General features: G+C 65.4%; 30 protein-coding genes, 1 tRNA gene and 1 riboswitch. Of the genes, 17 read left to right on the top strand and 14 right to left on the bottom strand.

Annotation, left to right across the window (positions count from 1 at the left end; translation table 11 throughout):
- The first annotated feature begins 61 nt into the window (after window positions 1-61).
- The 3 genes from ACZ46K_RS26480 (at window position 62) to ACZ46K_RS26470 (ending at window position 2,857) form a co-directional block, all read left to right on the top strand.
- A complete protein-coding gene (locus tag ACZ46K_RS26480; protein ID WP_464745663.1) occupies window positions 62-559 on the top strand; it encodes a MogA/MoaB family molybdenum cofactor biosynthesis protein in 498 nt (165 codons plus the stop codon).
- Window positions 560-1,367: 808 nt separating this feature from the next.
- Window positions 1,368-2,168 (top strand): MspA family porin, encoded by an 801-nt coding sequence (locus tag ACZ46K_RS26475; protein ID WP_054810702.1) that lies wholly within the window; start codon window positions 1,368-1,370, stop codon window positions 2,166-2,168.
- Between the two features lie 53 nt (window positions 2,169-2,221).
- The gene (locus ACZ46K_RS26470) at window positions 2,222-2,857 is read left to right on the top strand and encodes an MspA family porin (protein ID WP_054807336.1); all 636 of its coding nucleotides are present in this window, start codon (window positions 2,222-2,224) and stop codon (window positions 2,855-2,857) included.
- Window positions 2,858-2,947: 90 nt separating this feature from the next.
- Here the strand turns inward: ACZ46K_RS26470 and mscL (ACZ46K_RS26465) are convergent, their stop codons facing one another.
- From mscL (ACZ46K_RS26465) to ACZ46K_RS26450, 4 genes are all read right to left on the bottom strand, one after another.
- Window positions 2,948-3,382 carry a large conductance mechanosensitive channel protein MscL gene (mscL, locus tag ACZ46K_RS26465; RefSeq protein WP_054807338.1) on the bottom strand — a complete coding sequence of 145 codons (435 nt, stop codon included), beginning with the start codon at window positions 3,380-3,382 and terminating at the stop codon, window positions 2,948-2,950.
- 117 nt (window positions 3,383-3,499) lie between these two features.
- On the bottom strand, window positions 3,500-4,198 hold the full coding sequence (locus tag ACZ46K_RS26460) for an SAF domain-containing protein (protein ID WP_464745660.1): 699 nt from the start codon (window positions 4,196-4,198) through the stop codon (window positions 3,500-3,502).
- Between the two features lie 108 nt (window positions 4,199-4,306).
- Complete coding sequence (locus tag ACZ46K_RS26455; RefSeq protein ID WP_054810913.1) at window positions 4,307-4,606, bottom strand: FmdB family zinc ribbon protein; 300 nt, start codon at window positions 4,604-4,606, stop codon at window positions 4,307-4,309.
- A 61-nt stretch (window positions 4,607-4,667) separates the two neighbouring features.
- Window positions 4,668-5,270 carry a 5-formyltetrahydrofolate cyclo-ligase gene (locus ACZ46K_RS26450; protein ID WP_054807809.1) on the bottom strand — a complete coding sequence of 201 codons (603 nt, stop codon included), beginning with the start codon at window positions 5,268-5,270 and terminating at the stop codon, window positions 4,668-4,670.
- Window positions 5,271-5,330: 60 nt separating this feature from the next.
- Between ACZ46K_RS26450 and ACZ46K_RS26445 the strand changes: the two genes are divergently transcribed.
- From ACZ46K_RS26445 to ACZ46K_RS26425, 5 genes are all read left to right on the top strand, one after another.
- Window positions 5,331-6,242 (top strand): UTP--glucose-1-phosphate uridylyltransferase, encoded by a 912-nt coding sequence (locus tag ACZ46K_RS26445; protein WP_054810914.1) that lies wholly within the window; start codon window positions 5,331-5,333, stop codon window positions 6,240-6,242.
- Between the two features lie 62 nt (window positions 6,243-6,304).
- Entirely contained in the window at window positions 6,305-7,567 is a 1,263-nt protein-coding gene (gene glp, locus ACZ46K_RS26440) for a molybdotransferase-like divisome protein Glp (protein WP_464745658.1), read from the top strand.
- On the top strand, window positions 7,564-8,199 hold the full coding sequence (locus ACZ46K_RS26435; RefSeq protein WP_054810893.1) for a GNAT family N-acetyltransferase: 636 nt from the start codon (window positions 7,564-7,566) through the stop codon (window positions 8,197-8,199). Before glp ends, ACZ46K_RS26435 begins: the two co-directional genes overlap by 4 nt.
- Window positions 8,200-8,464: 265 nt before the next feature.
- Window positions 8,465-9,319, top strand: a complete 855-nt coding sequence (gene sepX / locus ACZ46K_RS26430) for a divisome protein SepX/GlpR (RefSeq protein ID WP_054810894.1) — start codon at window positions 8,465-8,467, stop codon at window positions 9,317-9,319.
- 148 nt (window positions 9,320-9,467) lie between these two features.
- Window positions 9,468-9,543: transfer RNA gene (locus ACZ46K_RS26425), tRNA-Ala, on the top strand.
- A 68-nt stretch (window positions 9,544-9,611) separates the two neighbouring features.
- On the opposite strand, the gene ACZ46K_RS26420 is transcribed toward ACZ46K_RS26425, so the two are convergent.
- Window positions 9,612-10,535, bottom strand: coding sequence for an AraC family transcriptional regulator (locus ACZ46K_RS26420; protein ID WP_464745655.1), 924 nt, complete (start codon window positions 10,533-10,535; stop codon window positions 9,612-9,614).
- Between the two features lie 82 nt (window positions 10,536-10,617).
- On the opposite strand from ACZ46K_RS26420, the gene ACZ46K_RS26415 reads away from it, so the two are divergent.
- Window positions 10,618-11,061 carry a pyridoxamine 5'-phosphate oxidase family protein gene (locus tag ACZ46K_RS26415; RefSeq protein ID WP_464745653.1) on the top strand — a complete coding sequence of 148 codons (444 nt, stop codon included), beginning with the start codon at window positions 10,618-10,620 and terminating at the stop codon, window positions 11,059-11,061.
- 3 nt (window positions 11,062-11,064) lie between these two features.
- On the opposite strand, the gene ACZ46K_RS26410 is transcribed toward ACZ46K_RS26415, so the two are convergent.
- Entirely contained in the window at window positions 11,065-11,406 is a 342-nt protein-coding gene (locus tag ACZ46K_RS26410) for a TfoX/Sxy family protein (RefSeq protein ID WP_054807957.1), read from the bottom strand.
- A gap of 44 nt (window positions 11,407-11,450) precedes the next feature.
- Window positions 11,451-12,092 carry a class I SAM-dependent methyltransferase gene (locus ACZ46K_RS26405; RefSeq protein WP_464745651.1) on the bottom strand — a complete coding sequence of 214 codons (642 nt, stop codon included), beginning with the start codon at window positions 12,090-12,092 and terminating at the stop codon, window positions 11,451-11,453.
- 56 nt (window positions 12,093-12,148) lie between these two features.
- Between ACZ46K_RS26405 and ACZ46K_RS26400 the strand changes: the two genes are divergently transcribed.
- Complete coding sequence (locus ACZ46K_RS26400; RefSeq protein WP_054806819.1) at window positions 12,149-12,571, top strand: MerR family transcriptional regulator; 423 nt, start codon at window positions 12,149-12,151, stop codon at window positions 12,569-12,571.
- Between the two features lie 46 nt (window positions 12,572-12,617).
- Here ACZ46K_RS26400 and ACZ46K_RS26395 read toward each other — a convergent pair whose 3' ends face one another.
- The 5 genes from ACZ46K_RS26395 to ACZ46K_RS26375 form a co-directional block, all read right to left on the bottom strand.
- Complete coding sequence (locus ACZ46K_RS26395; RefSeq protein ID WP_464745649.1) at window positions 12,618-13,952, bottom strand: LLM class flavin-dependent oxidoreductase; 1,335 nt, start codon at window positions 13,950-13,952, stop codon at window positions 12,618-12,620.
- Window positions 13,952-14,725, bottom strand: coding sequence for a 3-oxoacyl-ACP reductase (locus ACZ46K_RS26390; RefSeq protein ID WP_054806820.1), 774 nt, complete (start codon window positions 14,723-14,725; stop codon window positions 13,952-13,954). Before ACZ46K_RS26390 ends, ACZ46K_RS26395 begins: the two co-directional genes overlap by 1 nt.
- Window positions 14,726-14,783: 58 nt before the next feature.
- Window positions 14,784-14,875, bottom strand: a riboswitch (TPP riboswitch).
- Window positions 14,876-14,918: 43 nt separating this feature from the next.
- Window positions 14,919-15,509 carry a DUF998 domain-containing protein gene (locus ACZ46K_RS26385; protein WP_054806825.1) on the bottom strand — a complete coding sequence of 197 codons (591 nt, stop codon included), beginning with the start codon at window positions 15,507-15,509 and terminating at the stop codon, window positions 14,919-14,921.
- A gap of 4 nt (window positions 15,510-15,513) precedes the next feature.
- Complete coding sequence (locus ACZ46K_RS26380; RefSeq protein ID WP_054806821.1) at window positions 15,514-16,281, bottom strand: ABC transporter permease; 768 nt, start codon at window positions 16,279-16,281, stop codon at window positions 15,514-15,516.
- The gene (locus ACZ46K_RS26375) at window positions 16,278-17,024 is read right to left on the bottom strand and encodes an ABC transporter ATP-binding protein (RefSeq protein ID WP_054810024.1); all 747 of its coding nucleotides are present in this window, start codon (window positions 17,022-17,024) and stop codon (window positions 16,278-16,280) included. The genes ACZ46K_RS26380 and ACZ46K_RS26375 overlap by 4 nt, the downstream gene beginning before the upstream one ends.
- Before the next feature lie 112 nt (window positions 17,025-17,136).
- On the opposite strand from ACZ46K_RS26375, the gene ACZ46K_RS26370 reads away from it, so the two are divergent.
- The 4 genes from ACZ46K_RS26370 to ACZ46K_RS26355 all read left to right on the top strand — a co-directional run bounded on the left by ACZ46K_RS26370 (window position 17,137) and on the right by ACZ46K_RS26355 (window position 20,030).
- Window positions 17,137-18,240: a sensor histidine kinase gene (locus ACZ46K_RS26370; protein WP_464745646.1), complete on the top strand. Its 1,104-nt coding sequence runs from the start codon at window positions 17,137-17,139 to the stop codon at window positions 18,238-18,240.
- Window positions 18,237-18,881, top strand: a complete 645-nt coding sequence (locus ACZ46K_RS26365) for a response regulator (RefSeq protein WP_464745644.1) — start codon at window positions 18,237-18,239, stop codon at window positions 18,879-18,881. The genes ACZ46K_RS26370 and ACZ46K_RS26365 overlap by 4 nt, the downstream gene beginning before the upstream one ends.
- A gap of 101 nt (window positions 18,882-18,982) precedes the next feature.
- Complete coding sequence (locus ACZ46K_RS26360; RefSeq protein WP_464745642.1) at window positions 18,983-19,126, top strand: hypothetical protein; 144 nt, start codon at window positions 18,983-18,985, stop codon at window positions 19,124-19,126.
- Between the two features lie 46 nt (window positions 19,127-19,172).
- Window positions 19,173-20,030, top strand: coding sequence for an SDR family oxidoreductase (locus ACZ46K_RS26355; RefSeq protein ID WP_054806823.1), 858 nt, complete (start codon window positions 19,173-19,175; stop codon window positions 20,028-20,030).
- 104 nt (window positions 20,031-20,134) lie between these two features.
- Here the strand turns inward: ACZ46K_RS26355 and ACZ46K_RS26350 are convergent, their stop codons facing one another.
- Window positions 20,135-20,614 carry a heme-binding beta-barrel domain-containing protein gene (locus ACZ46K_RS26350; protein WP_464745639.1) on the bottom strand — a complete coding sequence of 160 codons (480 nt, stop codon included), beginning with the start codon at window positions 20,612-20,614 and terminating at the stop codon, window positions 20,135-20,137.
- A 69-nt stretch (window positions 20,615-20,683) separates the two neighbouring features.
- On the opposite strand from ACZ46K_RS26350, the gene arcA reads away from it, so the two are divergent.
- Window positions 20,684-21,895 (top strand): arginine deiminase, encoded by a 1,212-nt coding sequence (gene arcA, locus ACZ46K_RS26345; RefSeq protein ID WP_054810025.1) that lies wholly within the window; start codon window positions 20,684-20,686, stop codon window positions 21,893-21,895.
- A gap of 6 nt (window positions 21,896-21,901) precedes the next feature.
- Here arcA and arsC read toward each other — a convergent pair whose 3' ends face one another.
- Complete coding sequence (arsC, locus tag ACZ46K_RS26340; protein WP_054807068.1) at window positions 21,902-22,249, bottom strand: arsenate reductase (glutaredoxin); 348 nt, start codon at window positions 22,247-22,249, stop codon at window positions 21,902-21,904.
- Between the two features lie 127 nt (window positions 22,250-22,376).
- Here arsC and mscL (ACZ46K_RS26335) point away from each other — a divergent pair, with 127 nt between their 5' ends.
- Window positions 22,377-22,820 (top strand): large conductance mechanosensitive channel protein MscL, encoded by a 444-nt coding sequence (gene mscL / locus ACZ46K_RS26335; protein ID WP_054807067.1) that lies wholly within the window; start codon window positions 22,377-22,379, stop codon window positions 22,818-22,820.
- Between the two features lie 100 nt (window positions 22,821-22,920).
- On the top strand, window positions 22,921-23,280 hold the full coding sequence (locus tag ACZ46K_RS26330) for a GntR family transcriptional regulator (RefSeq protein WP_054807066.1): 360 nt from the start codon (window positions 22,921-22,923) through the stop codon (window positions 23,278-23,280).
- Window positions 23,281-23,688: the final 408 nt, after the last annotated feature.

Here is a 23,688-nt window from a genome sequence, read left to right as displayed (position 1 = left end):
CATCATGGAATTAGTCGAACATACAGCGCGTCCGGACGACCTGCGAACTACCTTTGACTCCATGGAACTCGAAACCCCCCGAAAGGGACGCGCACTCGTCGTGATCGTCGACGACCGGGTCTCGCACGGCGACAGTCCTGATTCGACCGGCCCACTGGTGACGGAACTGCTCGTCGAAGCCGGCTACGTCGTCGACGGCGTCGTGTCGGTATCGGCCGACGAGGTCGAGATCCGCAACGCGCTCAACACCGCGGTGATCGGGGGAGTCGATCTCGTGATCTCCGTCGGCGGCACCGGTGTGACCCCGCGCGACGTGACGCCGGACGCGACTGCGGACGTACTCGATCACGAGGTCCGGGGGATCGCCGAAGCTCTGCGGTCGTCCGGTCTCGCATCGGGTGCCGTCGACGCGGGCCTGTCGCGCGGGCTCGTCGGGGTGTCGGGTTCGACGCTCGTCGTGAATCTTGCGTCGTCGCGTGCGGCGATCCGCGACGGGATGGCGACGCTGTTGCCGCTCGCGACCCATGTCATCGACGAGTTGTCGCGAGTGGAGGAGTAACCCATCTCTGCCGACGACAAGACGGACGACGACGAGAACGACCCCATCGCGCCGTCGGACAGCACTGCAGAGACGAAGAGCCGCGCCCGGATCGACCGGGCGCGGCTTGCTCGGATCTTCGGTGATGCACTTCCGGACATCACCAAGGACGAACGCGGGGTCGATGAAGAGCGATCGGGCGACTCCGACGAATGGCTCAAACGTCAGGTACCTCCTCACCACGGATGATTGTGATATCTGTCACTTTGCATAGGGTTACTTAAGTCTTGACTGCGCTCGGGTGTCGGCGTGTCGCAACCGGTTCGTAATGTCGTGTTTCCCTGCAGGGGGAGGATGCGGCTCGCGACGTCGGTGTTCACGGTCACAGTCACCTGCCGTGTATCTGCACTTCAAGTGCACGTAATCCGAGCAGCCACCTGCGGGAATGTCCGAATCTTCATGGCGGTATCCAATGGGTGCGGGGGACTCCGGGATCTTGGGGTGAATCCCGGTAGCGCATATCTTGCGTTTCCGACTTGTGTCCGACTGTGTTTCGTGAGTGTTCCTCTGCCTGGGTGTAGCCATTGCCTCGAGATTGGTCACGGTCTAATCTCCTCACAGGTTCGATCAGGTCAAGGAAAGGTCGCGGCGACCCCACTTTGATCACGAATCGGTAACGCAAACCGTGCGGACGTTGATCAACAACGAGCTCACCGACGGCAACGACCGGCGGTGAGCTCTGTGTGGGATGCGCCTCGCGGACGGCTAGGGCGACCAAGTTGTCGGACGCGGGCGCGCAAACCGGCACCAGAGAACGAATGAGGCATTCATGAAGATTCAGACGCGACGCGGTTTCCGGACCGCCCGCAACGCCACGGTGGCGGCGGCCGCTGTGGCCGGTCTGGTTCTCGGATCGGCCGGAGCGGCAAGCGCCGAGGTCAATGATCAGAACCGGATCGTCTCCGACGGCCACGAGGTCATCGTCACCCAGGAAGACACCTTCATCAACGGTGTGCCCCCGATCGGTGGCAGCCCGCTGAGCCGTGAGTGGTTCCACAACGGTCGCGGCCTCGCCAACATCGTCGGACCCGACGCAGCGGACTTCGAGGGCTCGACCTTCCAGTTCGGCTACCAGGTTGCATGGTCGGCGTCGCTCGACGGTGCGATCGGGTTCAGCTGGAGCAGCCCCGACGCGGACCTCGGTCTGAAGGCGGCGCGCTCGGAACGGGTAGAGCCCGTCATGATCGACAACCCGCTCTATGACGCAGACACCAACCCGGATGTGCCGCAGCAGATCCAGGCCCGGGTTGACCAGGATGATCCGGATAGCCCCGGGTTGTTCACCGTCATTGAGGGCGGCGGAGAGATGGAACTTACGGAAGCTACGCCCACCCTGAAGGGCATCCTTCCGCAGGCGACCATCGGCGTCGAGCTGACCCCGGCCCCCGGCATCGAAGAGATCGTGGTCGCCGAGGGTGAGTTCGACGGCGACTTCAAGGAAGTTCAGATCGCCAACGTCCACGGTGCCGCCACCGGCGTCATCGGTCCGGTCTCGCTCCGTCCGTTCGTCCGTGTCATCACGGACAACGGCGACAACGTCACCACTTACGGCCAGGTCTGGACTCTCTGAGTCCGGTCCGAGCAATCCCGCAGTAAATCCCCACCACCTAGTACGGAGTAATCATGGGAATCAAGTCGCGTGGCTTCAAGGCCGCACGCAACAGCGTCCTGGCCGGTGCCGCCGTTCTCGGCATGGTCATCGGTGCCTCGGGTGCCGCTTCGGCCGAGGTCAACGACCAGAACCGCATCGTCTCCGACGGCCTCGAGGTCGTCGTGACGCAGGAAGACACCTTCATCCAGGGTGTCCCGGCGCTCGGTGGCAGCCCGTTCAACCGCGAGTTCTTCCACAACGGCCGCGGCACCGTGAACCTCCTCGGTGAGGGCGCTGCGAAGGAAGCCGGCACCACCATGCAGTTCGGCTACCAGTTCGCATGGGCCGGCAGCATCGACGGCGCCATCGGCGTCACCTACTCCACCCCGCAGCTCGAGCTTTCGCTGAAGCAGAGCGGTCCGGAGGCCAAGGTCACCGACATCCTCCCGCAGGCGTACGCCGAGCTCGAGCTGACCCCGGCTCCGGGCATCGAGGAGCTCGTCGTCGCTGAGGGCGAGTTCGACGGCGACTTCAAGACCGTCCAGTTCTCCAACGTCCACGGCACCGCCTCCGGCGTGCTCGGCGCTGTCCAGGTGCGTCCGTTCGTCCGCGCGATCACCGCAAACGGCGACAACGTCACCACCTACGGTCAGGCCTGGACCGTCTAAGTAGACGTCCGGCGCAAGCCGAAGCTCGACAAGCTGGGCCCGCTCGCATTGCGAGCGGGCCCAGCTTTTTCTTGTACCTGTCGGCTGCGCTCAGAGCTGGTCGGGGGCGGGCTTGGCATGGGCGCCGCCCTGCCCCGCCTGCGCGGCCTGAGTTTCGAGGATGTCGCGGATCTGGATGAGCAGGTCTTCGGCGCTGGCCTTCTCGTCGGATTCCTCGGTGACGAAGCGCTTCTTCGCGGCGTTGGCCGGCACGATCAGCACGAAGTACACGACCGCGGCGATGATGATGAAGTTGATGGCCGCGGAGATCACGGCGCCGATGTTGATGAAAGTCGACGGGTTGTCGGCGAGGATCTGAAAGCCCCACCCCATCTCGTTGTCGCCGCCCAGTGCGGCGATGAGCGGCTCGATGACGAATTCGGTGAACGCTGTCACGATTGCGGTGAACGCGGTGCCGATCACCACCGCGACGGCAAGATCGAGGACGTTGCCCCTCAGCAGAAAGTCCTTGAATCCCTTCAACATGGTGCTTTCCCTTCGGCCGGACCGCGTGAAGGCGGCATCGACGTGTCCGTGATGTGGCGTGTTCCGCATCACATGCCGATGGAAGGACGATAAACCGCGCAGACGGTCTGTGTGGTCTCAGTGGAGAGTGACGGTCAACGCGCTTGTCAGCGACGCGGCCGCCACCGACACGGCCTGTTCCTGCTCGAGTGCCACGAGAATCACGCGTTCGCGCTGATCGGAGGACTCTTCGTGCTGAGCGAGAACCACCACGGCTCCCCGGGCCAACACGTGGGCGTCACCCATTGCTGCGTCGGACTCGCCGGTGACGGTGAGGACGTCCACTTTGTCTCCTTCGCGCAACAACCGGCCGACGCCCGCGTCGGCAAGCCGGATGGGCACGACGCGCGCATCGTCGGTGCCGACGGCGGCGGCTGCGAGCCGCGGCCCGAGAATCCTCGTGTCGATGAGCGCCTCACCGCCGGGCACCGGACCGGCGAGGGTGTGTCCGACGGCGTCGGCGACATCGGTGAGGGTGCCCGTTACGACGGCAGAGGCGTCGCGATCGGCGACCGCGACATCTTCGGCGGTGAGCGTGACACCCGGAGCCAGATCGCGAGCGGCGACCACCACGGCGGTCCGGTCGGCCGCGGGGTCGTCTCGGAGGGCGAGGACTGCAGCCAGGACGACGAGCAGCGCCGCTACGACCCGCCTGGCGGCAACGGTGCGGGCCCAGCCGGGGCGCATGAGGGTGCGGATGCGGTCGGGGAGGTTCGACTCCAGCGACGATGCGGGGCGCGGAGCATGGTTACGAAACGACAGAAGTCCGACGGGCATTCTCCGAACCTAGGGTTCGGATCTGCCCATCGGACCTGAGAACCGGCGAATTCGGGCAGCCTGTGGATGAACAGGGTGCCTGTGGACAACTCCGGGGAGTTGGACCTGTCAGCTGGCGGCTGCGACGGTCGAGGTCGAGGTCGACGATGCGGACGTCGATGCCGCGGCAGGCGCCGGATCCGACTTGGTCTCGGTCTTCGCAGGGGTCGAGGATTCGCTCGAGGTGCTGCCGCTGCGCGAATCGGTGCGGTAGAAGCCGCTGCCCTTGAAGACGATGCCGACCGAGTTGAAGAGCTTGCGAAGCTTTCCGGCGCATTGTGGGCATTCGGTCAACGACTCGTCGCTGAACGACTGCACGATGTCGAACTTGTTGTCGCAGGTCGTGCAGGCGTAAGAATAAGTGGGCACCGGGGACTCCTCCGCGTATAAGTTCGGCTTTAGCACTCTACAGTCGACAGTGCCAACAAATCTAGGGACTGTGTTGTTCCGCACCTCGGCCGGAGCCGAGGCGAACCAGTCCCGATCCGGGTGTGAGCGCCCACCCCATCCGAATGTCGTGCGGATCTTCGGGCAGTTCGTCGACAAGTTCGTCGTCGCGCACCACCGCAACGATCCGCGCATCAGGCGCGGCCAGGTGGAGGGTGCGGTCGTAGAACCCGGCGCCGCGGCCCAGCCGCACGCCACGAAGGTCCACCGCGAGAGCCGGGACGAGAACGGTGTGTGCCCGGCCCACCGTCTCGGGCGGCAGTACGTCGCCGGTGGGTTCGTGCAATCCGAAACCGGCCGCGACCAGTGTGTCGGGACCGAGGAAGCGTGCCCAGCACAGCGGCGCGTCCGGCCGAGTGATCGGTACGAGGACCTCGGCACCCGCATCGGTGAGCGCGTCGAGCATCGAGATGGCGCCGGGCTCGGAGCCGACGGGCACGTACGCGCACACGGTCGTGTCGGCGGGAACGAGCGTTGCGGCTAACGTGGCCAAAGCGGCATTCTCGCTACGGCGTCGTTCGGCGCCGAGCGTGCGCCGTCCATCGAGAACCTTGGTGCGCCAATCGGCCTTGGTCGGGGGATGCATATTCGTCACCTTAGGATCACCGAGCCATCACTTCGTCGGCAAAAGTTAGGGTTGGAGCTTATGACGAACAATTCGACCGAGGTCGCGCGGCATTTCAGAACCGCGGTCGTGCCGGCGGCGGGTATGGGTACTCGCTTCCTCCCCGCCACCAAGACCGTGCCGAAGGAACTGCTACCCGTGGTCGACACACCGGGGATCGAGCTTGTGGCGGGTGAGGCGGCCGAATCGGGCGCCGAGCGTCTGCTGATCGTCACCTCGCCCGGCAAGGACGGCGTGGTTGCGCACTTCGTCGAGGACCTCGTCCTGGAGTCGAAGCTCGAGGCGAAGGGCAAGTACGAGCTGCTCGCGAAGGTCCGTAAGTCGTCCGGAATCCTCGAGGTGGACTCGGTGATCCAGGCTCAGCCGCTCGGGCTGGGACACGCGGTGTCCTGCGCCGAGGATGCGCTGGACGACGACGAGGATGCGATCGCGGTGCTCCTGCCCGACGACCTTGTACTGCCCGTCGGCGTCCTCGAAACCATGCAGAAGGTGCGCACCAAGCGCGGTGGTTCGGTGCTGTGCGCGATCGACGTGCCGAAGGATCAGGTGAGTGCCTACGGCGTGTTCGACGTCGAAGTCGTGCCCGACGCCGCCAACCCCGATGTACTCAAGGTGCTCGGCATGGTCGAGAAGCCTGCCATCGAGGATGCGCCGTCGACCTTCGCCGCGGCGGGCCGCTATCTGCTCGACCGTGCGATCTTCGACGCGCTGCGTCGCATCGAGCCGGGTGCAGGTGGAGAACTCCAGCTCACCGATGCGATTGCGCTGTTGATCTCCGAAGGTCACCCCGTACATGTCGTGGTTCACCGCGGGACTCGACACGATCTCGGAAATCCCGGTGGCTACCTGCGTGCTGCGGTTGACTCTGCGTTGAACACCGAGGAGTACGGTCCCTCGCTTCGTGAGTGGCTGGTCGAACGTCTCGAACGATGACGTCGAACGGGTGTCTGTGAACGGTGACGTCGGGTAGCGCGGGCTGGAGGACGGGTAGCGGTATGCGGTCGGTTGAGGATCAGCAGACCAGGGTGACGGCGGCAGCCGTGGCACCCAGGCCTGTGCGGGTGGCGATCTCCGAGGCACAAGGCCTGCTCTGCGCAGAAGAAGTGGTCACCGAACGGCCGCTGCCGGGATTCGACCAGGCCGCGATCGACGGCTATGCGGTCCGCAGCGTCGATGTGCAGGCGGTGGGCGCACGCCCCGACCCGGAATCCGGGGAGGAACCCCCCGAGGTGACGCTCCCGGTCGTCGGCGAGGTTCGTGCAGGCTCCCGTCAGCCGATCCGGTTGCAGCCGCGACAGGCCGTGCGCGTCGATACCGGTGCGCCGCTGCCAACACTCGCCGACGCGGTGCTCCCGCTCGAGAGCACCGACGGGGGTGACGCCCGGATCAAGGTCCTCGAACCGGTCCGGTCGGGCGACTACGTGCGACGCACCGGCGATGACGTACAGCCCGGCGACGTGGCTGTGCGTGCGGGCTCGATCATCGGTGCCGCGCAGGTGGGTCTGCTCGCGGCGGTCGGGCGCGACAAGGTGCTCGTGCACCCGCGACCGCGGCTGTCGGTGATCTCGGTCGGTGGTGAACTCGTCGATATCGACCGCACGCCGGGGCCGGGGCAGGTCTACGACGTGAACTCCTACGCGCTGGCCGCGGCCGCGCGCGATGCGGGCGCCGATGTGAACCGGGTCGGGATCGCGGGCACCGAGCCGAAGCGGCTGCGCGAGGTGGTGGAGGGTCAGCTGATCCGCTCGGAGATCGTGGTGATCGCGGGCGCGGTCGGCGGCGGTGCTCTCGACGACGTCCGCGAGGCCCTGAGCGACCTCGGGACGCTCGAGGTCGAGCGGGTGGCCATGCATCCGGGGTCCGTTCAGGGCTTCGGGCAGCTCGGACGCGACGAGGTGCCCACGTTCTTGCTTCCGTCGAATCCGGTGAGTTCTCTGGTCGTGTTCGAGGTGATGGTGCGTCCGCTCATCCGGATCGCGCTGGGACGACGTCAGCCGATGCGACGGATCATCACGGCCCGCACGGTCGCACCGATCACGTCGATTCCCGGGCGTAAGGGTTTCCTGCGCGGACAGCTCATGCGCGACGAGGCGACGGGCGACTATCTCGTGCAGGCCCTCGGCGGTGCCACAGGCGGGTCGTCGCACCTGCTTGCGACCCTCGCGGAAGCGAATTGCCTGGTGCTGGTTCCGCCGGATGTGTCCGAGATCCGCACGGGCGACCCGGTGGATGTGTCGTTCCTCGGGCAGCGTGGATGAGTCGTCACCCTGGGTGGCCGGCCGATCTGGGGCCGCTTCGCGTCGCGGGTGGGCTGGTGACGGTGCGGTCGGTGCGCCTGAGGGATGCCGCAGCCTGGAGTCGGCTGCGCACGCGTGACCGCGAGCATCTCGAGCCGTGGGAGCCGACGGGGGAGTCGCCGTGGGATATGCGGCACCACATCTCGGTGTGGCCGGGTCTGTATCGGAGTCTGCGCGCGGAGGCCCGCAAAGGGCTGATGGTGCCCATGGCGATCGAGCTCGACGGTCGGTACTGCGGTCAGATCACGGTGGGCAACATCGTGCGCGGTGCACTGAGATCGGCGTGGATCGGATATTGGGTCGAGAAGGAAGTCAACGGACTCGGGGTGGCGACGGCAGCTCTCGCGCTCGGGCTCGATCACTGCTTCGGACCCCTCGGCCTGCACCGTGTCGAGGCGACTGTGCGCCCGGAGAACGAGCCCAGCCGCGCCGTGCTGCGGAACGTCGGTTTCCGCGAGGAAGGCGTGTTGCAGCGGTACCTCGATGTGCACGGACGGTTTCGTGATCATCTTCTCGTTGCGATGACTGCCGAGGAAGTTCCGGGTTCGGTGGCAGACCGATTGGTGCACAGTGGCCGCGCGACCTGGGCCTGAGTGTCCGTCGCTGCTCGATCCGGAGAGAACCGTCCGCTGCGTGTAATGCAAGTTACGTGCAATCTGAGTAACAATCCTCAGCGCAGATATATATCTGTGTGACTAGAGTGAAGAGTGTGTCACATGGTTTCGCGTGACTCGTGTGACGGCAGTAGCCGTCTGAGTCGGCGTTTCTGTAGAGATAAGAGTGATGATGCCGTTAACCTGGGAAGGGTCAGTGGCGTCGACGGACTGGTAGGCGACAACTGGGAGGAGGGCCGCCGGAATGCCGAACTCACTCCTGTGGATCGGGCTAGTTGCCGTGTGGTTGTTCGTCCTGGTTCCCATGCTGGTCACGAAGCGTCCTCGCATCCGTCAGACGACCGACGCCGCACTCGCAACACGGGTTCTACATCGCGGTGACGAGAAGCCGAAGGCCCCCCGCGGGCCCGCGGCAGGTCACCGCACTGATCCGAACTGGCGTCCGAGTCGTGATCACACGCACCGCCATGCGGAGGCTCGTATGAACACTCAGATCGACGACAGGCCCGACACCGAACTCGAATTCAGCGACCTCGACGGCGCCGAGCAGGTCGACTCCGACGATTACCAGTACGAGGCCGACGGTCCGCCGGTTCGGCAGAGCGTCCCGCGTCGCCGTGGCCGAGGTGGATTCGATCCGCAGGCCGACGCAGTGGCTTCGGCCGAACGATACGAGTTCCGCCAGCGCGCCGTCCTGGGTCTGCTCATCGGCGCCATCATGACTGCGGCGCTGGGCTTGATCCTGTCGCCCGTCATGTGGTGGGTGTGTGGCCTCGTGGTGGCAGTGTTTGTCGGCTACCTGTTCTATCTGCGTCGCCAGGTCCGCCTCGAACAGGACATTCGTCGGCGCAGAATGGCCCGCCTGCAGCGGTCGGCGGCAACCGGAGTGCACGTGCGCGGCGAGGGTGACTTCGGCGAAGTTCCGTCGCGACTGCGTCGCCCGGGGGCAGTGGTTCTCGAGGTCGACGACGAAGACCCCGAATTCGAGCACCTCGACAGGTTCGACGCCGACTACGGCGACTACGCCGACTCGGGCCATGTCGGCTCGGGCTACGACGAACCCGACGACTTTCCGGTCCGGCGCGCCTCCGGCGCATGACCGGAAACCTGGGAGAACGACTTCGGAAGGCCCGTATCACCAGGTGCGGGCCTTCCGCCTTTAGGACCTGCGACCTGCGTATATACCCGGATTTCGTGTTCACGGTCCGCGTTTGCTAAGGTTTGCGAGTTGGTTCTACGGAACCTTCGGGGCTGTGGCGCAGTTGGTAGCGCGCTTCGTTCGCATCGAAGAGGTCAGGGGTTCGATTCCCCTCAGCTCCACCATCTCCAGGGCATGATCTCCATCCGGAGATCGTGCCCTTTGTCGTAGCGCCTCACATATCCGACCGATTTCACGCCTGGATTCGCCGGAACTCGCTCGGGTTGGTGCCTCGAACTCGTTTGAACGCTGCACTGAACCCGAAGGGATCGGAGTACCCCACAGCGCGGGCAACGTCCGCGATGGTTGCCCCCTCCTGTTCGATCAGCAGATCCGCTGCGAGCATCATGCGCCGGCGGGTGAGGTAGGCCAACGGCGGTTCACCGACCAGATCGGCGAACCGTTTGGCCAGTGTCGACCGCGACACCCCGGTGCGGTGGGCGAGCGAAGAAACAGTCCACGGCGCCGCAGGGTCGGCATGAAGCAGCCGCAGCGCGTCGCCGACCACCGGATCCCGTTGCGCGGCCCACCAGGCGGGCGGTTCGCCGCCGGGCCGGTCGAACCACTCGCGCAGCGTGCACACCAGCAACCAGTCCAGTAGTCGGTCCAGCACCACCTGCTGGCCGGGAACGTCGGCGGAGGCTTCGGTTGCAAGGTGGTCGAGCACAGCATCTCCTGTGCCTCCGGCGCACACGCGCAGCACGACAGGGAGTTCGTCCAGTAGCCGGCGGCTGATCTCGCCGTGCACCGGGTACGCGCCGACGATCAGTGTTGTCCCGCTGTTGTCGCCGGAGTCCTTCCAGCCTCGCCGATGTCGAGTGCCGCCCTGCTCGGGCGCCGCACAATGCTCACCACACGCGATCGGTTCCGCCGGGGTATCGAGGTCGTCCACGAAGGTGAAGGTCCCAGGGCCCCGCACGACTATCGTCTCGTGATCGCCGAGCGGCTCGGGCGGGCAACGGTCTGTGACGATCCAGCCCGACCCGCCGAGAACGGTGCACAACGTCAGCGGTGCACCGTCTACGAAGTGCAATGCCCACGGCGGCGACAGTGTGGAGCTTCCGAACAGCGAGCCATGTGCCCGCACCTCCCGGAAGAGATCACCGAATATGTCCACGACGTCGAGATTAGACGATCACACAGGTAATCCGGCCTATCACCCATGGATTCGTCCAGTCGGGTGGCGTTCACTCGACTTCATGGTCAACGACATCACGATGAGCACCGCTGCCGGTTCGCTGACCGGCAAGGACCTCGAGTTCCTCCGTCGCCCGCTCCACGGGTTCCTGACGGTGTCCGGAGGACAGCACCCGCAGCCCCGACCGGTGTGGTTCGAGGCCACCGATGAGGGCGACATCGAGATCTTCACCGCCCCTGACTCCCTGAAAGTACGGCGGCTGCAACGCGATCCCTGGGCCTCGATCGTCGTCGCCGCCCCGGTCGGTGAACGCGAACGCTGGATTTCGGTTGCCGGCCGCGCCACGGTCGTACCCGAGGGAGCGCACGAGTTGTGTTCCCGCCTCGCCGCTCGTTACTGGGACATCGGTGATCCGGCCCGTGCCGCCGATCTCGCCGAAATCCTGGCCGCCGAACAGGTTCGGATCGTCATGCGTCCCGAGGCCGTGCGCCGGTACGCGCTGTGATCTCTACTTCCCGGTCACGAGCCGGTTGTGGTCCATTGCGATCGCGACCCAGTACGACAAGCTCTCGTCGTCGAGGATCGCCTCTGCAGCGACGTCGATCCAGCCGGGGCCCATCGTGCGTCCGGCGCCCATTTCGGCCTGCGTCGCTCCGGGCTTGCTGAGGAGTTCGTCGTGTCGGTCTGCGGCAGCGCGAACCAGCAGGCCACCGTCCTTCAGCGCGCTGACGACCATTTTCTCGTCGACCATGAACGCGCGACCACCGAACATCGATACCTCGCGCGTCACCGACCCGCCTGCGAGCAGTTCTCGGAGGCGTTCGATCAACGCATTCTGTGCAGGTCGCATCACATAGCGCGAAGCTGCCGCCGGACCTCGCCCTCCCGATTCGCTCAGAGTCGCTGCAGAACCACGACGGTGTCCTCGAGCACGGCTTGTGTGCCATCAGGGCCGATGGCCTCACGTTCGCGGGTCTCGGCGATCCGCACCTCCCATCGGTTCGGTTCCAGGTCGAGTGCCTCGATCTCTTCCTGCGGACTGAGGAACCGATGGTCGCCGTGTCCTTCGCGTGCGTCGGCATCGGCCCACGGTGGGAACGCGGCGTGCGAGACGATCACGAGGTGCCCGTTCCGCGCGACGAGTCCGGCGGCGCGGCGAAGCACGTCGGTGCGCGGAAACTCGACGGGCGAATGCAGGAAGGACGCGGCGACAAGGTCGTAACTGCCGTCTTCGTGCCAACTCGACAGGTCTGCCGCGACGAATCGGATTCGGTCGTCGGGAACTCCGCCGGCGCGCGCAGCGTCGGTGGCGCGGCGGACGGCAGTGGGGGAGATGTCGATTCCGGTCGCGATCCAGCCTCGGCGTGCCAGCCAGATGGTGTCGGCGCCCTCGCCGCAGCCGAGGTCGAGGGCGGTGCCCGGTGTCGACCCGGACACCGCGTCGACGAGGGAGGCATTCGCATTGCCGGACCACAGGCCCTCGCTGTCGGTGTAGCGGTTCTCCCAGAACTGCGCTGGTGGTGTGTCGGTGTGCATGCGCTCTCCTTCGGTACGGGCTTGCATCACCGCCGATAATGCGACTTCATGTTGACATGAAGTCAAATGCGAAGTGGACGATCGGTGAGGTGGCCGAGCGCTTCGGCCTTGCCACGCACGTATTGCGGCATTGGGAGGACGCCGGGCTGCTCGCGCCCGACCGCGACACCGCAGGTCGCCGCCGCTACCGGGAACTCGATGTCACCCGGGTGGCGGTGATCATCCGCAGCAAGTCCGCCGGAATGAGTCTCGACCAGATCCACGTCCTGCTGGCAGGCAGGGCAGACGAGCGTCGCGACGTGCTCACCGCGCACCTCGACGACCTGGAGCGACGGATGGCAGAGATGGCCCGCTCCCGTGAGATGACGCGGCATGCACTCGAATGCCGCGCCCACGACATCGCCACGTGCCCCAATTTCGCGGCAGGCGTCGCCGATCTCCTCGGGGGCCGCACGGACACGCGTCCTGTTTTCGACTGAGGAAGGGGATCTATGAATCATTCACCGACGCAACGTAATTTGCTCGCTATCCGACAATCGCCCTGTGCCTGTGCGGCAGAGCCGGCACCGCCAGCCCCAGCGAGTCACGCAAGGTAGTGCCCGGGTACTCGCTGCGGAACAGGCCGCGGCGCTGCAACTCCGGCACCACGAGGTCGACGAAGTCGTCGAGGGAATCCGGGTAGGCAGGGCACATCAGGTTGAAACCGTCACAGGCACCGGCGACGAACCACTCCTCGATTCGGTCGGCGACCGACTCGGGTGTGCCGATCATGGTGGCGTGACCGCCGCCGGCAGCGAGAAATCCGAGCAGTTCTCGCAGAGTGGGTCGTTGCGTCTCGATGATTCGTTGCACTGTTGCGTACCGTCCCTGCGGGCCGGTGAACTCCGAGATGGGCGGCAGGTCCGAGACCGGAGCGTCGAGGTCGTGGCCGGTGTAGTCCTGGCCGGTGAAGGACCCGAGTTGGGCGAGTGCGCCCTCGATATCGAGGTACGCGTCCAATTCCGACTTCTTCGCCTGCGCTTCATCGACGGTGCGGCCGACGTAGGTGACGAGTCCGGGGAGGATCGCGAGCGACGTGGCATCACGTCCCGCGGCGGTGGCGCGGGCACGTAGGTCGGTGGCGAATTCGAGCGCCGCCGGAAGATCCCAGGCAACCGAATACACGGCCTCGGCGTGGCGGGCCGCAAGGTCACGTCCGGTGTCCGAGGCGCCGGCCTGGAACAACACCGGGCGTCCCTGCGGGCAGCGCGGCACCGTGAGCGGACCGTCCACACGGAAGTGCTTGCCGCGGTGCTCGATCCGGTGGATCGCGTCGGCATCCAGGAAACGTCCGGCCGAGCGGTCCGCGATCACGGCGTGCTCGTCCCATGAATCCCACAGTGCGACAATCGCGTCGATGAACTCCTCTGCCCTGCCGTAGCGTTCGGTGTGAGCCGGTAACGAATCCGATCCGTGGTTGCGGGCTTCGGCGTCGAACATCGACGTCACGATGTTGGCACCGGCGCGTCCACCACTGATGTGATCGAGTGACGCGAGCATACGGGCCGCGTGGAACGGTGTGTAGAAGCTTGCGGACACCGTGGTGACCAGCCCGATCTTCTCGGTGGCTCGCGCCATCGCCGACAGTGCGGTGATCGGTTCGAGAAACCACGTCGTGCCCGCCGTGTACGCGGGGTTCACACTGTGGCCGTCGGCGAAGAACACCGCGTCGAGGCGTCCCCGCTCGGCGGTGCGCGTGAGTTCCTCGAAATAGGCGATGTCGCCGATGCGCTCCGCAGCGGAATCCGGGTGCCGCCACGCAGAGGAATGGTGACCTGCGCCGTACAGAAATGCGTTGATATGCAAGGTGCGTACCGCCATCAGTTCATCACCAGACCGCCGTCGACGACAAGGTTCTGCCCGGTGACTGCACGCGACCAGTCGGACGCGAAGAACAACACGGCCGCGGCGAAATCCTCCGGGGTCGTGACCTTGCGCAGCGGGGTCGACGCGGCGATCAGGTCGAAGACCTCCGGAGGTGTCGCGGACGATGCATCGGTGGTGCGCAGGAGCCCACCCGACACCATGTTCACTCGGATGCCTTCGGGGCCCAGATCTGCAGCGAAAGTACGGGTCGTCGACAACAAGGCTGCTTTGGCTGCGGTGTAGTCGTGGTACGGCACGACCGGGTTCTGGAACAGGTTGGTCCCGATATTGACGATGCTGCCTCCGCCGGCTTCTCGCATTCCCGGCAGTGCGGCCTGGATGGTGTTCACCGCACCACCGACGATGCCTTCGAGTTGGGCGGCAAAGGCGCCGTATCCGATTCGATCCGCCTTGTCGCGGGCGTCACCGTTGAAGGAGAAGTCGGGCAGGGCGTTGTTCACCACAGTGGTCACCGGACGGCCGAAATATTCGCGCGCCCGGTCGAACACGGCCTCTACTTGCGTGCGGTCGGTGACGTCGGCCTGCACGGCAATCGCGCGTTCGGTACCGATGCTCTCGGCGAGAGCCCGTGCCGCGTCGTTGCTGCGCCGGTAGTTCACGACGACGGACGCACCTTCGTCTGCGAAAGCCTGTGCGATGCTGCGGCCGAGCCCGCGGCCGGCGCCCGTGACCAAGACGATCCGGTTCTTCAGTGCTGTTGTGGACATTGTTGTGACGCCTTCCCTTCGGACCGAAGGGATACGCAGACGGCGTCGGACCTCTGGCCTGTCGCCGGCTCGGCATCCCTTCGCTCGCATGATCGAGATCAGGTTCGACGGGTGTGTTCTCAGCCGTGTCCGGCACCCCGTGTCGAGTTTCGAACGCCAGGTTAACAGCTCGGTTCGACCATGCTGCGGCGCGTCACGTTCCGGCATGGAGGAACAGCAGTGCGAGCCACGCCCAGCCGACGACGATCACTGCCCGCTGGATGAGGCCGGCGTAGCGGGAATCGTTCTCCCACGCCTGCCCGAACACGATGAAACCGACGGTCAGCGCGGCAGCGGTCAGGCAGGAAAACCACGTCCATCCTGCACCGGGCACGGTGAAGACTGCAATGATCGCCGCCCCTGGAAGCGAAGTGAACACGACCGCGCCCGCCTGGTCGTGGATAGTGTGCCGCCGCGAGTACTCCGTCGGGGTCTCGTCCGGTGTGCCAGGCGGATATGCGCGCATGGCATCCATCGGGAAGAGCCCCGAGACCAGGAGCGACACACCGAACACTCCGATCGCCACGCCGAGCAACACACTGCCGAATGTGTGGGCGACGCCGATCGCTCCGGCAGTCACTACTGCACCGCACACGATGAAGTTGGTGGCCTGAATCCAGCCCCGGTGGCCCAGCGCGAGTGCACTGACGGGCTGACGCACCGGGTGGTAGCCGGGGCGGGTCCATCCGTCGACGAGGAAGACCACGACGAACACCGCGAGTGCGATCGAACCGATGATCGTCACGCGATCACTCCCACCGGAAGAGCGCAGCCGCGACCACGACACCGACCACGATCGTCACACCGAGCGCGACGAAGTGAGCCGGGTCGGCGGGGTTCCCCGCCCAGGCCGCGGACATCGCCTCGACCGAGGCACCGAACGGCAACCATTCTCCGATCGTCGCGACCGGGTCGGGAAGCGCATCGCGGCTACCGAACAAGCCTCCGGTCGCACCCAGTGCGAAGAATGCGACGAGTCCGATCGCCACCGCGGAGTTCGGGGTCGGTGAAATCGCCGCGACGATCATTCCGACGGCGTACATCGCCGCCATCGACAGCACGAACACACCGACAGCAGTGCCGAGATGCACGGGCAGGCGGGCGTCGAAGAAGACAGTGGCCACGACGAGAGCTGCGGTGAGCCCGACCAGGGTCTGCAGCACGCTGACCACGACCTGGGCGACCAGGACCATAGCGGGTGACGCGGGCGTCACCGACAGTCGTCGCAGTATTCCGGTGCGCCGGTAGTACGCGAGGAAACTCGGCATGTTGATGACACCGATCGTGGCGATGATGATCGTGAACACCAGCGGAAGAACGAACACGTCCAGCACCGAGCGCCCGTTCGCCACGATTTCGCTGCTCGCCGACGACGCGCTCATGATGAGGATCAACAGCGGAAGTCCGATCGGAACGACGAGCCCGGCGGTGTCGCGTGCGACCATCTTCGCTTCACACACGGTCAGCGTGAGCCAGGCGGCGGCTCCTGGACGGTGGGTGTCGACGGCGGTGCTCATGCGGTGTCCTCCAACTCTTTTCCGGTGAGTACGACGAACGCGTCGTCGAGGTTCTCCGCCGCTGCCTGCGCGACGAGACCGGCCGGGGTGTCCAGTGCGACGATGTTTCCCGCGTCGAGCAACGCCACGCGGTCGCAGAGGTGCTCCACCTCTTCCATCGCGTGACTGACCAGCAGAACTGCGACGTCGCCGGCGCGTAGTCGTTCGATCGTCTTCCACATCTGTCGCCGCGCACGAGGATCGAGGCCGGTGGTCAGTTCGTCGAGGATGACCACACGTGGCCGCCCGACGAGTGCGAGCGCGATAGACAACCGCTGCTGCTGCCCGCCGGAGAGCTTCTCGAATCGGATATCTCGTTGTTCGGTGAGGCCGACCATCTCGAGAAGTTCCCCGGCAGGAACGGGTTGCGGATAGAAGGTGCGATACAGGCCGACGAGTTCGGTGACGGTCAGCGACCCGTGCAGTGTGGACTGCTGCAACTGCACGCCGAGGATCTGCCGGAGCTGTGCCCGGTCACGGTGCGGGTCGAGGCCGAGTACGCGCACGTGCCCCCCGTCCGGGTTCCGAAGCCCCGCCACCATCTCGACGGTGGTGGTCTTCCCTGCTCCGTTCGCCCCCACGATGCCGAGCGTTTCGCCGAGCTCGAGGGTGAAACTCACGTCGTCGACAGCGACCCGGCCGCCGTACCGCTTGTGGAGATGATCGGCGTGGATCGCAGGTGGGCTCTCGGTGATCCTGTCCATGATGCCGACGCTACGAGTCGCGGGTGGGTCGTCGCGTGTGCCGGATGTCAGGAATGTGTGCCATGACTTTCGGCACCCCCGGAGGGGGGCTACCGGAGCTTAAAGTGGTGACGTGCAACGTTGGACACCGGAGGGCCTGTCGGGCGTAGCGATGCTCGTCGTCTCGATCGTGGTGGGCGGGCCGGTGCTGTTCGGAGCCGCGCAGACGGAAATCCCGCGCGCCCTGTGGATCGTGCTGTTCGGTGTCCTGCTCGTCGCGCTGTTCCTCGCCGCTGCGAGAGAACGGCCTTCCGCGGTCGGCAGGGCGGCGTGGGCGGTGGCAGTCGTGACGGCCTGGACAGTGGTCTCGACAGCGCCGGGCATGGGTCTGCTGCCGGTTCTGCTGGTCGTCGTCGCAGCGGTGAGCGTCTACATCGTGCCTCTACGTGTCGGTCTGGGCGTGGTGGTACTCAATACCGTCGTCATTGCGTGGGCTACGGCGCAGCAGAGCGGTGATACGGGTGCGACCACCCTCACCAGCGGCTTCTATCTCCTCATCCAGCTGGCGACGCTGTTCAGTTCGGTCTCGCTCCTGAGGGAACAGCGGATGCGGAGGGAGTTGACCGAGGCCCATGTCGAACTACAAGCGGCGAGCGTCCTGTTGTCGGAGTCGGCCCGCACCGCGGAACGGCTGCGGATCTCTCGCGATCTGCACGACCTCATCGGTCATCAACTCACCGTTCTGGCTCTCGAACTCGAAACAGCGCGACACCGCGATGGCGAGCAGGCACGTGAGCACGTCGAGCGGGCGAACGGTGTCGCGCGGGAGTTGCTCGCCGACGTACGTTCGACGGTGGGTGAGCTGCGGGTCGAACCCTTGGACCTGGCCGCCGCGTTGACCCGGGTGGTGCGTGATCTGCCGGGCCTCGAGGTTCAGATCGATGTCGCTCCCGACGTGGACGTCGGTGAAGAACAGGCTGCCGCATTCGTGCGTGCCGTGCAGGAGATCGTCACCAACGCCCTTCGTCACGCCGGTGCTCGCACACTGCGGATCGAGGTGTCGTCGGAGCGCGGCGGTGCCGTCCTGTCCGCGGTGGACGACGGTGCCGGCGCGCGGAAGCTGACCGTCGGTAACGGTCTGCGGGGTCTCGTGGAACGTTTCGAGGCCCTCGGTGGAAGCGCCTCGTTCGATGGAACCTGCGGGTTCCGGGTCACTGCGTGGGTACCGGCCTCATGACCAGTGTCGTGGTGGTCGACGATCAGACCCTCGTGCGCCAGGGAATCCGGAGTCTTCTGGAGGTCGCCGAGATCGAGGTGATCGGTGAAGCCGACGACGGCAGAGTGGCCCTCGACGTCATTTCCTCGACGGATCCCGACGTGGTGCTCCTGGACCTGAGAATGCCCGGATACGACGGTATCTGGACACTCGACCGGTTGCGTGAGCGGGACATCGCGGTACCCGTACTCGTGCTCACCACGTTCGACGACGATGCACTCGTTCTCGCTGCGCTTCGTGCAGGCGCGCGCGGATACCTCCTCAAGGACGTCACTCTGGAGCAGTTGACGCATGCGGTGCGCACTCTGGCGGACGGTGGCACACTTATCGCGCCCTCGATCACCGACCGACTCCTCAGGGCGATCCGGTCCGGACCGTCACCGTCAGGGGCGGAGACCACTCGGGCACAGGACCTCACCGACCGGGAACTCGAGGTGCTCCGCCTGATGGCCGAGGGCTTCAGCAACCGCCGAATTTCCGAAGCGCTGTTCCTCGCCGAGGGCACGGTGAAGAACCACGTCTCGTCGATTCTGCTGAAGTTCGGTGCCCGCGACCGCACCAACGCGGTGTTGAGGGCTCTCCACGAAGGCGTCCTACGCTGACGCCCAGCTGTCTGTGAGCACAATCTCGACCGTGCAACCGTCTCCCGAGACGATGGCGCCGATCCGGAGAACCCGGCACACTGTGTGACATGGACCACAGGATGAGTGACGACGAATTGCGGCGCGCGATTCGGGTATTGCGCGAACGCGCGGATCTTGCTCGCAACGAGGGCCGCGAGGACGACGCCGCAATGCTGGAACGGACCATTCTCGATTACCAGAAGGAGATGTCGCAGCGACTCTGAGTGCAGGTTTCGCGCTCCGGGGCGTCGTGGCGGTTAGGGTGTCGCCATGGCGATCAAGGATCTGCGCGGCGCGAGGTTTCTCGTCACGGGCGCGGCCAGTGGAATCGGCCGGGCTCTCGCTTTCGCTGCGGCCGAGGAAGGCGCCGAACTCATCCTCACAGACCTCCACCCGGACGGCCTCGACGATGTCGTGACGGCTGTCCGCAACAGCGGTGGGACGGTGCTGCATTCCGCGGCGTTCGACATCTCCGACTACGACGCCGTCACCGCGTTCGCGAACGAGGTCCACGAGCGATGCGAGTCCATCGATGTCGTCGCCAACGTGGCCGGGGTGTCGGTGTGGGGCACCGTCGACCGACTGGAACACAAGCACTGGAAGCTCATGGTCGACGTCAACCTCATGGGGCCCATCCACGTCATCGAGAACTTCGTGCCGCCGATGATCGCGGCGCGACGCGGCGGGCACATCGTCAACGTGTCGTCGGCCGCGGGATTGCTCGCCCTGCCCTGGCACTCGGCATACAGTGCCAGCAAGTTCGGGTTGCGAGGTGTCTCGGAGGTGCTCCGATTCGACCTCAAACGCGACAAGATCGGCGTCTCGCTGGTGGTGCCGGGTGCGGTGGCAACTCCGCTGGTCGACACGGTGCAGATCGTCGGTGTCGACCGAGATGCGCCCGCGGTCCGCAAGCTCACCGGTCGTTTCGTGAAGCACGCGGCCTCACCGGACAAGGTGGCCGACCGCATCCTCGCGGGTATCAAGAAGGACCGGTTCATGGTGTACACGTCGTTCGACACCCGGTTCGGTTTCTGGTGGGCCCGAAAGTTCGCGCCACCCTACAACCTCGTCATGCAGGGAGCCAACGACTACTTTCGTAAGGTTCTACGCTCGGGCTCCGCGAAGTAGCCGGAGCTGAGCACCGCAAACGTAAGGTTCGCAACGCTGGTGGTCGACCATCGGCGTTGCGAACCTGACAAAAGGTGTGCGAGCCTCGACCGCGCGAAACCGAATTATGTGTCGCGCTGGAGTTGCGCGTGCAGATGATGGGTGAGCGGGGTGTCGGCGTGCGCCATCCACATGTCGTAGGTGAGAGTATCGCCGTCGAGAACGAATCGGCGCTTCAGTTCGTGCACCGGCTTCGCGTCGGGGGAGCGTTCCAGTACGACGGCGACCAGGTCGAGCACGCCGTGGCTGAGTCGGCCGCGTTGGATCTCGACGAACCCCGTCGGCTGCGACACGAGTAGTTCGATGTCGTGACCGCTGTTCCGGAGGTACCCGTTCTCGGTGTGGAGTGGCCGGGCCTCGATGCGGTGACGGGTCCGGCTCACGTACATGAGGAACGGTTTTCCGGGGATCGAGGCGAATTCGATCGTCTCGTCGTACGTGAAGTCGTCGATGGTGGGGTAGTGGCCTTCGCCGCCTCCCACCCAGCGACCCGCGAACGGGGCGAGTTCGCCGAGCGGATCGTTGTCGGCCGGACTGTCGGACATGGGGAACTCCTCGAGGGTGGGCTGCGCGTGTGCTCCCGCCATCCTCCCGTAGCGAGTTACCGTTGTCGCATGAACCAGCAGTGGGGTGTCGATTCCGAGGTGGGTGCGCTCACCTCCGTGATGTTGCATCGACCCGGCGCGGAACTCGAGCGGCTCACACCCCGGAACAACGATCAGTTGTTGTTCGACGCGTTGCCGTGGGTGTCGCGTGCGCAGGAAGAACACGACGCGTTCGCCGACTTGCTGCGGAGTCGCGGTGTGGCGGTGTTCCTTCTCTCGGACCTGCTCACCGAAACCCTCGAGGTCAGCGGAGCGGCACGGGTGCAGAGTATTTCGTCGGCCGTCGATCCGCGTCGGCTCGGGCATTCGCTGGCGCAGGAACTCGCAGCCCATCTGCGCACCACCGCTGCGCCCGAGCTCGCACGAATCCTGATCGCCGGGATGACTTTCGACGAACTGCCCGCAGCGGGGATGGGTGCACCGCCGTCGCTCGTACGACTGATGCATCACGGCCCCGATTTCGTGATCGACCCGCTCCCCAACCTGCTCTTCACCCGGGACTCGTCGTTCTGGGTGGGCTCGCGCGTGGCGATCTCGACGCTTGCGCTCCCCGCGCGGCGACGGGAAACCAATCTCACCGACCTCATCTATGCGTTCCATCCGAAGTTCCTCGGTGTACGACGCGCGTACGAATCGCACACAGCTCCCGTCGAAGGTGGAGACGTGTTGCTTCTCGCGCCCGGTGTGATCGCGGTGGGTGTGGGGGAGCGGACGAGCCCGGCAGGTGCAGAAGCATTGGCGCGCAGTGTATTCGAAGACGGACTCGCGCACACGGTGCTCGCGGTGCCGATCGAGCAGCGGCGCGCGTCGATGCATCTCGACACGGTCTGCACCATGGTCGACGTCGACGCCGTCGTGATGTACCCCGCCATCCGCGACACGTTGGAGGCGTTCACGATTCGGCGCGAGGACGGCAGCGCGCGGATATCGGGGCCGCAACCATTTCTCGAGGCGGCAGCCGACGCGATGGGAATCGAGAAGCTCCGCGTGATCGATACCGGGCTCGATTCCGTTGTCGCGGAACGTGAACAGTGGGACGACGGAAACAACACCCTCGCGGTCGCGCCGGGAGTGGTCGTGGCGTACGAGCGCAACGTGGAAACCAACACGCGGCTCGAGGATTCCGGAATCGAGGTGCTGCGGATCGCCGGGTCGGAGCTGGGCTCCGGCCGCGGCGGTCCGCGATGCATGTCGTGCCCGCTGGCGCGGGCGGCGCTGTAGGGCCCGTCAGAGAATGTCGCGGACCTTGTCGACGGGGCGCGCGAGCACTGTCCCCTTGTCGGTGACGACGAGGGGACGTTCGATGAGGATGGGGTTCTCGGTCATCGCGACGAGCAGGTCCTCCTCGGATGCCTCGGCGAGGTTCAGCTCCTTGTAGAGCGATTCCTTCTTGCGGATCGCTTCGCTGGGCCGCAGTCCCGCGTCGTCGAGGAGTTTGCGCAGACCGTCGCGCGACGGTGGGGTGTCGAGATACTTCACGATCGTCGGTTCGAGACCCTCTTCGCGCAGGAGCGCGAGGGTGTTGCGGGACGTGCTGCAGCGAGGATTGTGGTAAATCGTTGCGGTGTGTGCCATGTCTCGATTGTGCCCTGCCGGAAGGACTGCCGGAAATGTCTCTGTTGAGCGTGACTGCCGGCCCCTCTAAAATTTCCGGGTCAATGTATCTGCACCATGTGGCTCAACCGTGAAAGGCACGGGCGAAATGCTCAAAGGCTTCAAGGATTTCCTGCTGCGCGGAAACGTCATCGAACTTGCAGTTGCAGTCGTGGTGGGTGCGGCCTTCACTGCGATCGTCACGGCGTTCACCGACAACATCATCAATCCGCTCGTCGCAGTGGTCGGTGGCGAGAACGAGATGGGATGGGGATTCCAGATCCTCCCCGACAACGCGGCCACCTTCATCAACCTCGGCGCTGTCGTCTCGGCGCTGATCAACTTCATCATCATCGCCGCGGTCGTGTACTTCGTGCTGATCGTGCCCGTCAACGCCGCGAAGGCGCGCTTTGCTCCGGACAAGGAACCGGAGGACGAGCCGTTGAGCGAGACGGATCTGCTCATCCAGATCCGCGACCTGCTCGAGAAGGGCAGCTACAACACCGTCGACGACGACACCGACGGTCGCCACAGCGACAAGGTCCGCGTCTGATCTTCGCGGTCACTCGACAGAGCCGGCGGTCCCACCTTGTGTGGGACCGCCGGTTTCGCTTCCGGTCGAAACCTTCGGGGGACGCTGCTAACCTGCAGTAATGCTCGATATCGTGATCGATTCGGACTCGCCTGTCCCCCCGTTCGAGCAACTCCGTCGGCGAATCGTGGAACTTGTCCGGGAAGGGGAGTTGATCGCCGGTACGAAGCTGCCCACCGTGCGCGGCATGGCCGAGACCCTCGGGATCGCGCCGAATACGGTGGCGAAGACGTATCGGGAGCTCGAGCAACTCGGAGTCCTCGAAACGCGGGGTCGGGCCGGGACGTTCATTGCGGATTCGGGCGACCCGACGCGCACGCTCGCACAGCAGGCGACGATCGACTACGTCGCATCTGCGCGTGTGCTGGGGATGTCCGACGAGGAGATCATCGAGTTCGTCGAGGCCGCGCTACGCGCCTGAGAGACGACCTTCGCGCGATAACACAACGGTGCTCACCGCCCCGCCCCCGGTGCTTCGGCAATATCGGTCGCGGAGATGAGATGATCGAGAACCATGGCACGGAACAACCACTACGAGGCGTTCCCGCGACAAGTCTCGACATTTGTAGGTCCACGCTGGATGCCCCCACCTGATCAGGGGCTTTCGGTCCCGGCCGGCCCACGCGGCACCGGCAGCATATGGAACAAATTGCACTTCAAATGATTTCGCCGCAACGATGGATCCATCGTCGGCATTCCTGGAACCCGCGCCGGCCCCCGAGCCGGCCACGTCACCGCACCCGCGTCAGCGGCGTCATCCACTACCGTGGCCACGCACCGGGAACAGTGGCCCGGACGGCGCAGGAAATACCGCACAGTGTGCCGATCA

The sequence above is a fragment of the Rhodococcus sp. JCM 9793 genome (assembly GCF_055380405.1).
Note: the sequence above shows the minus strand (reverse complement) of the source record. Positions and strands in the feature narration are given on the sequence as shown.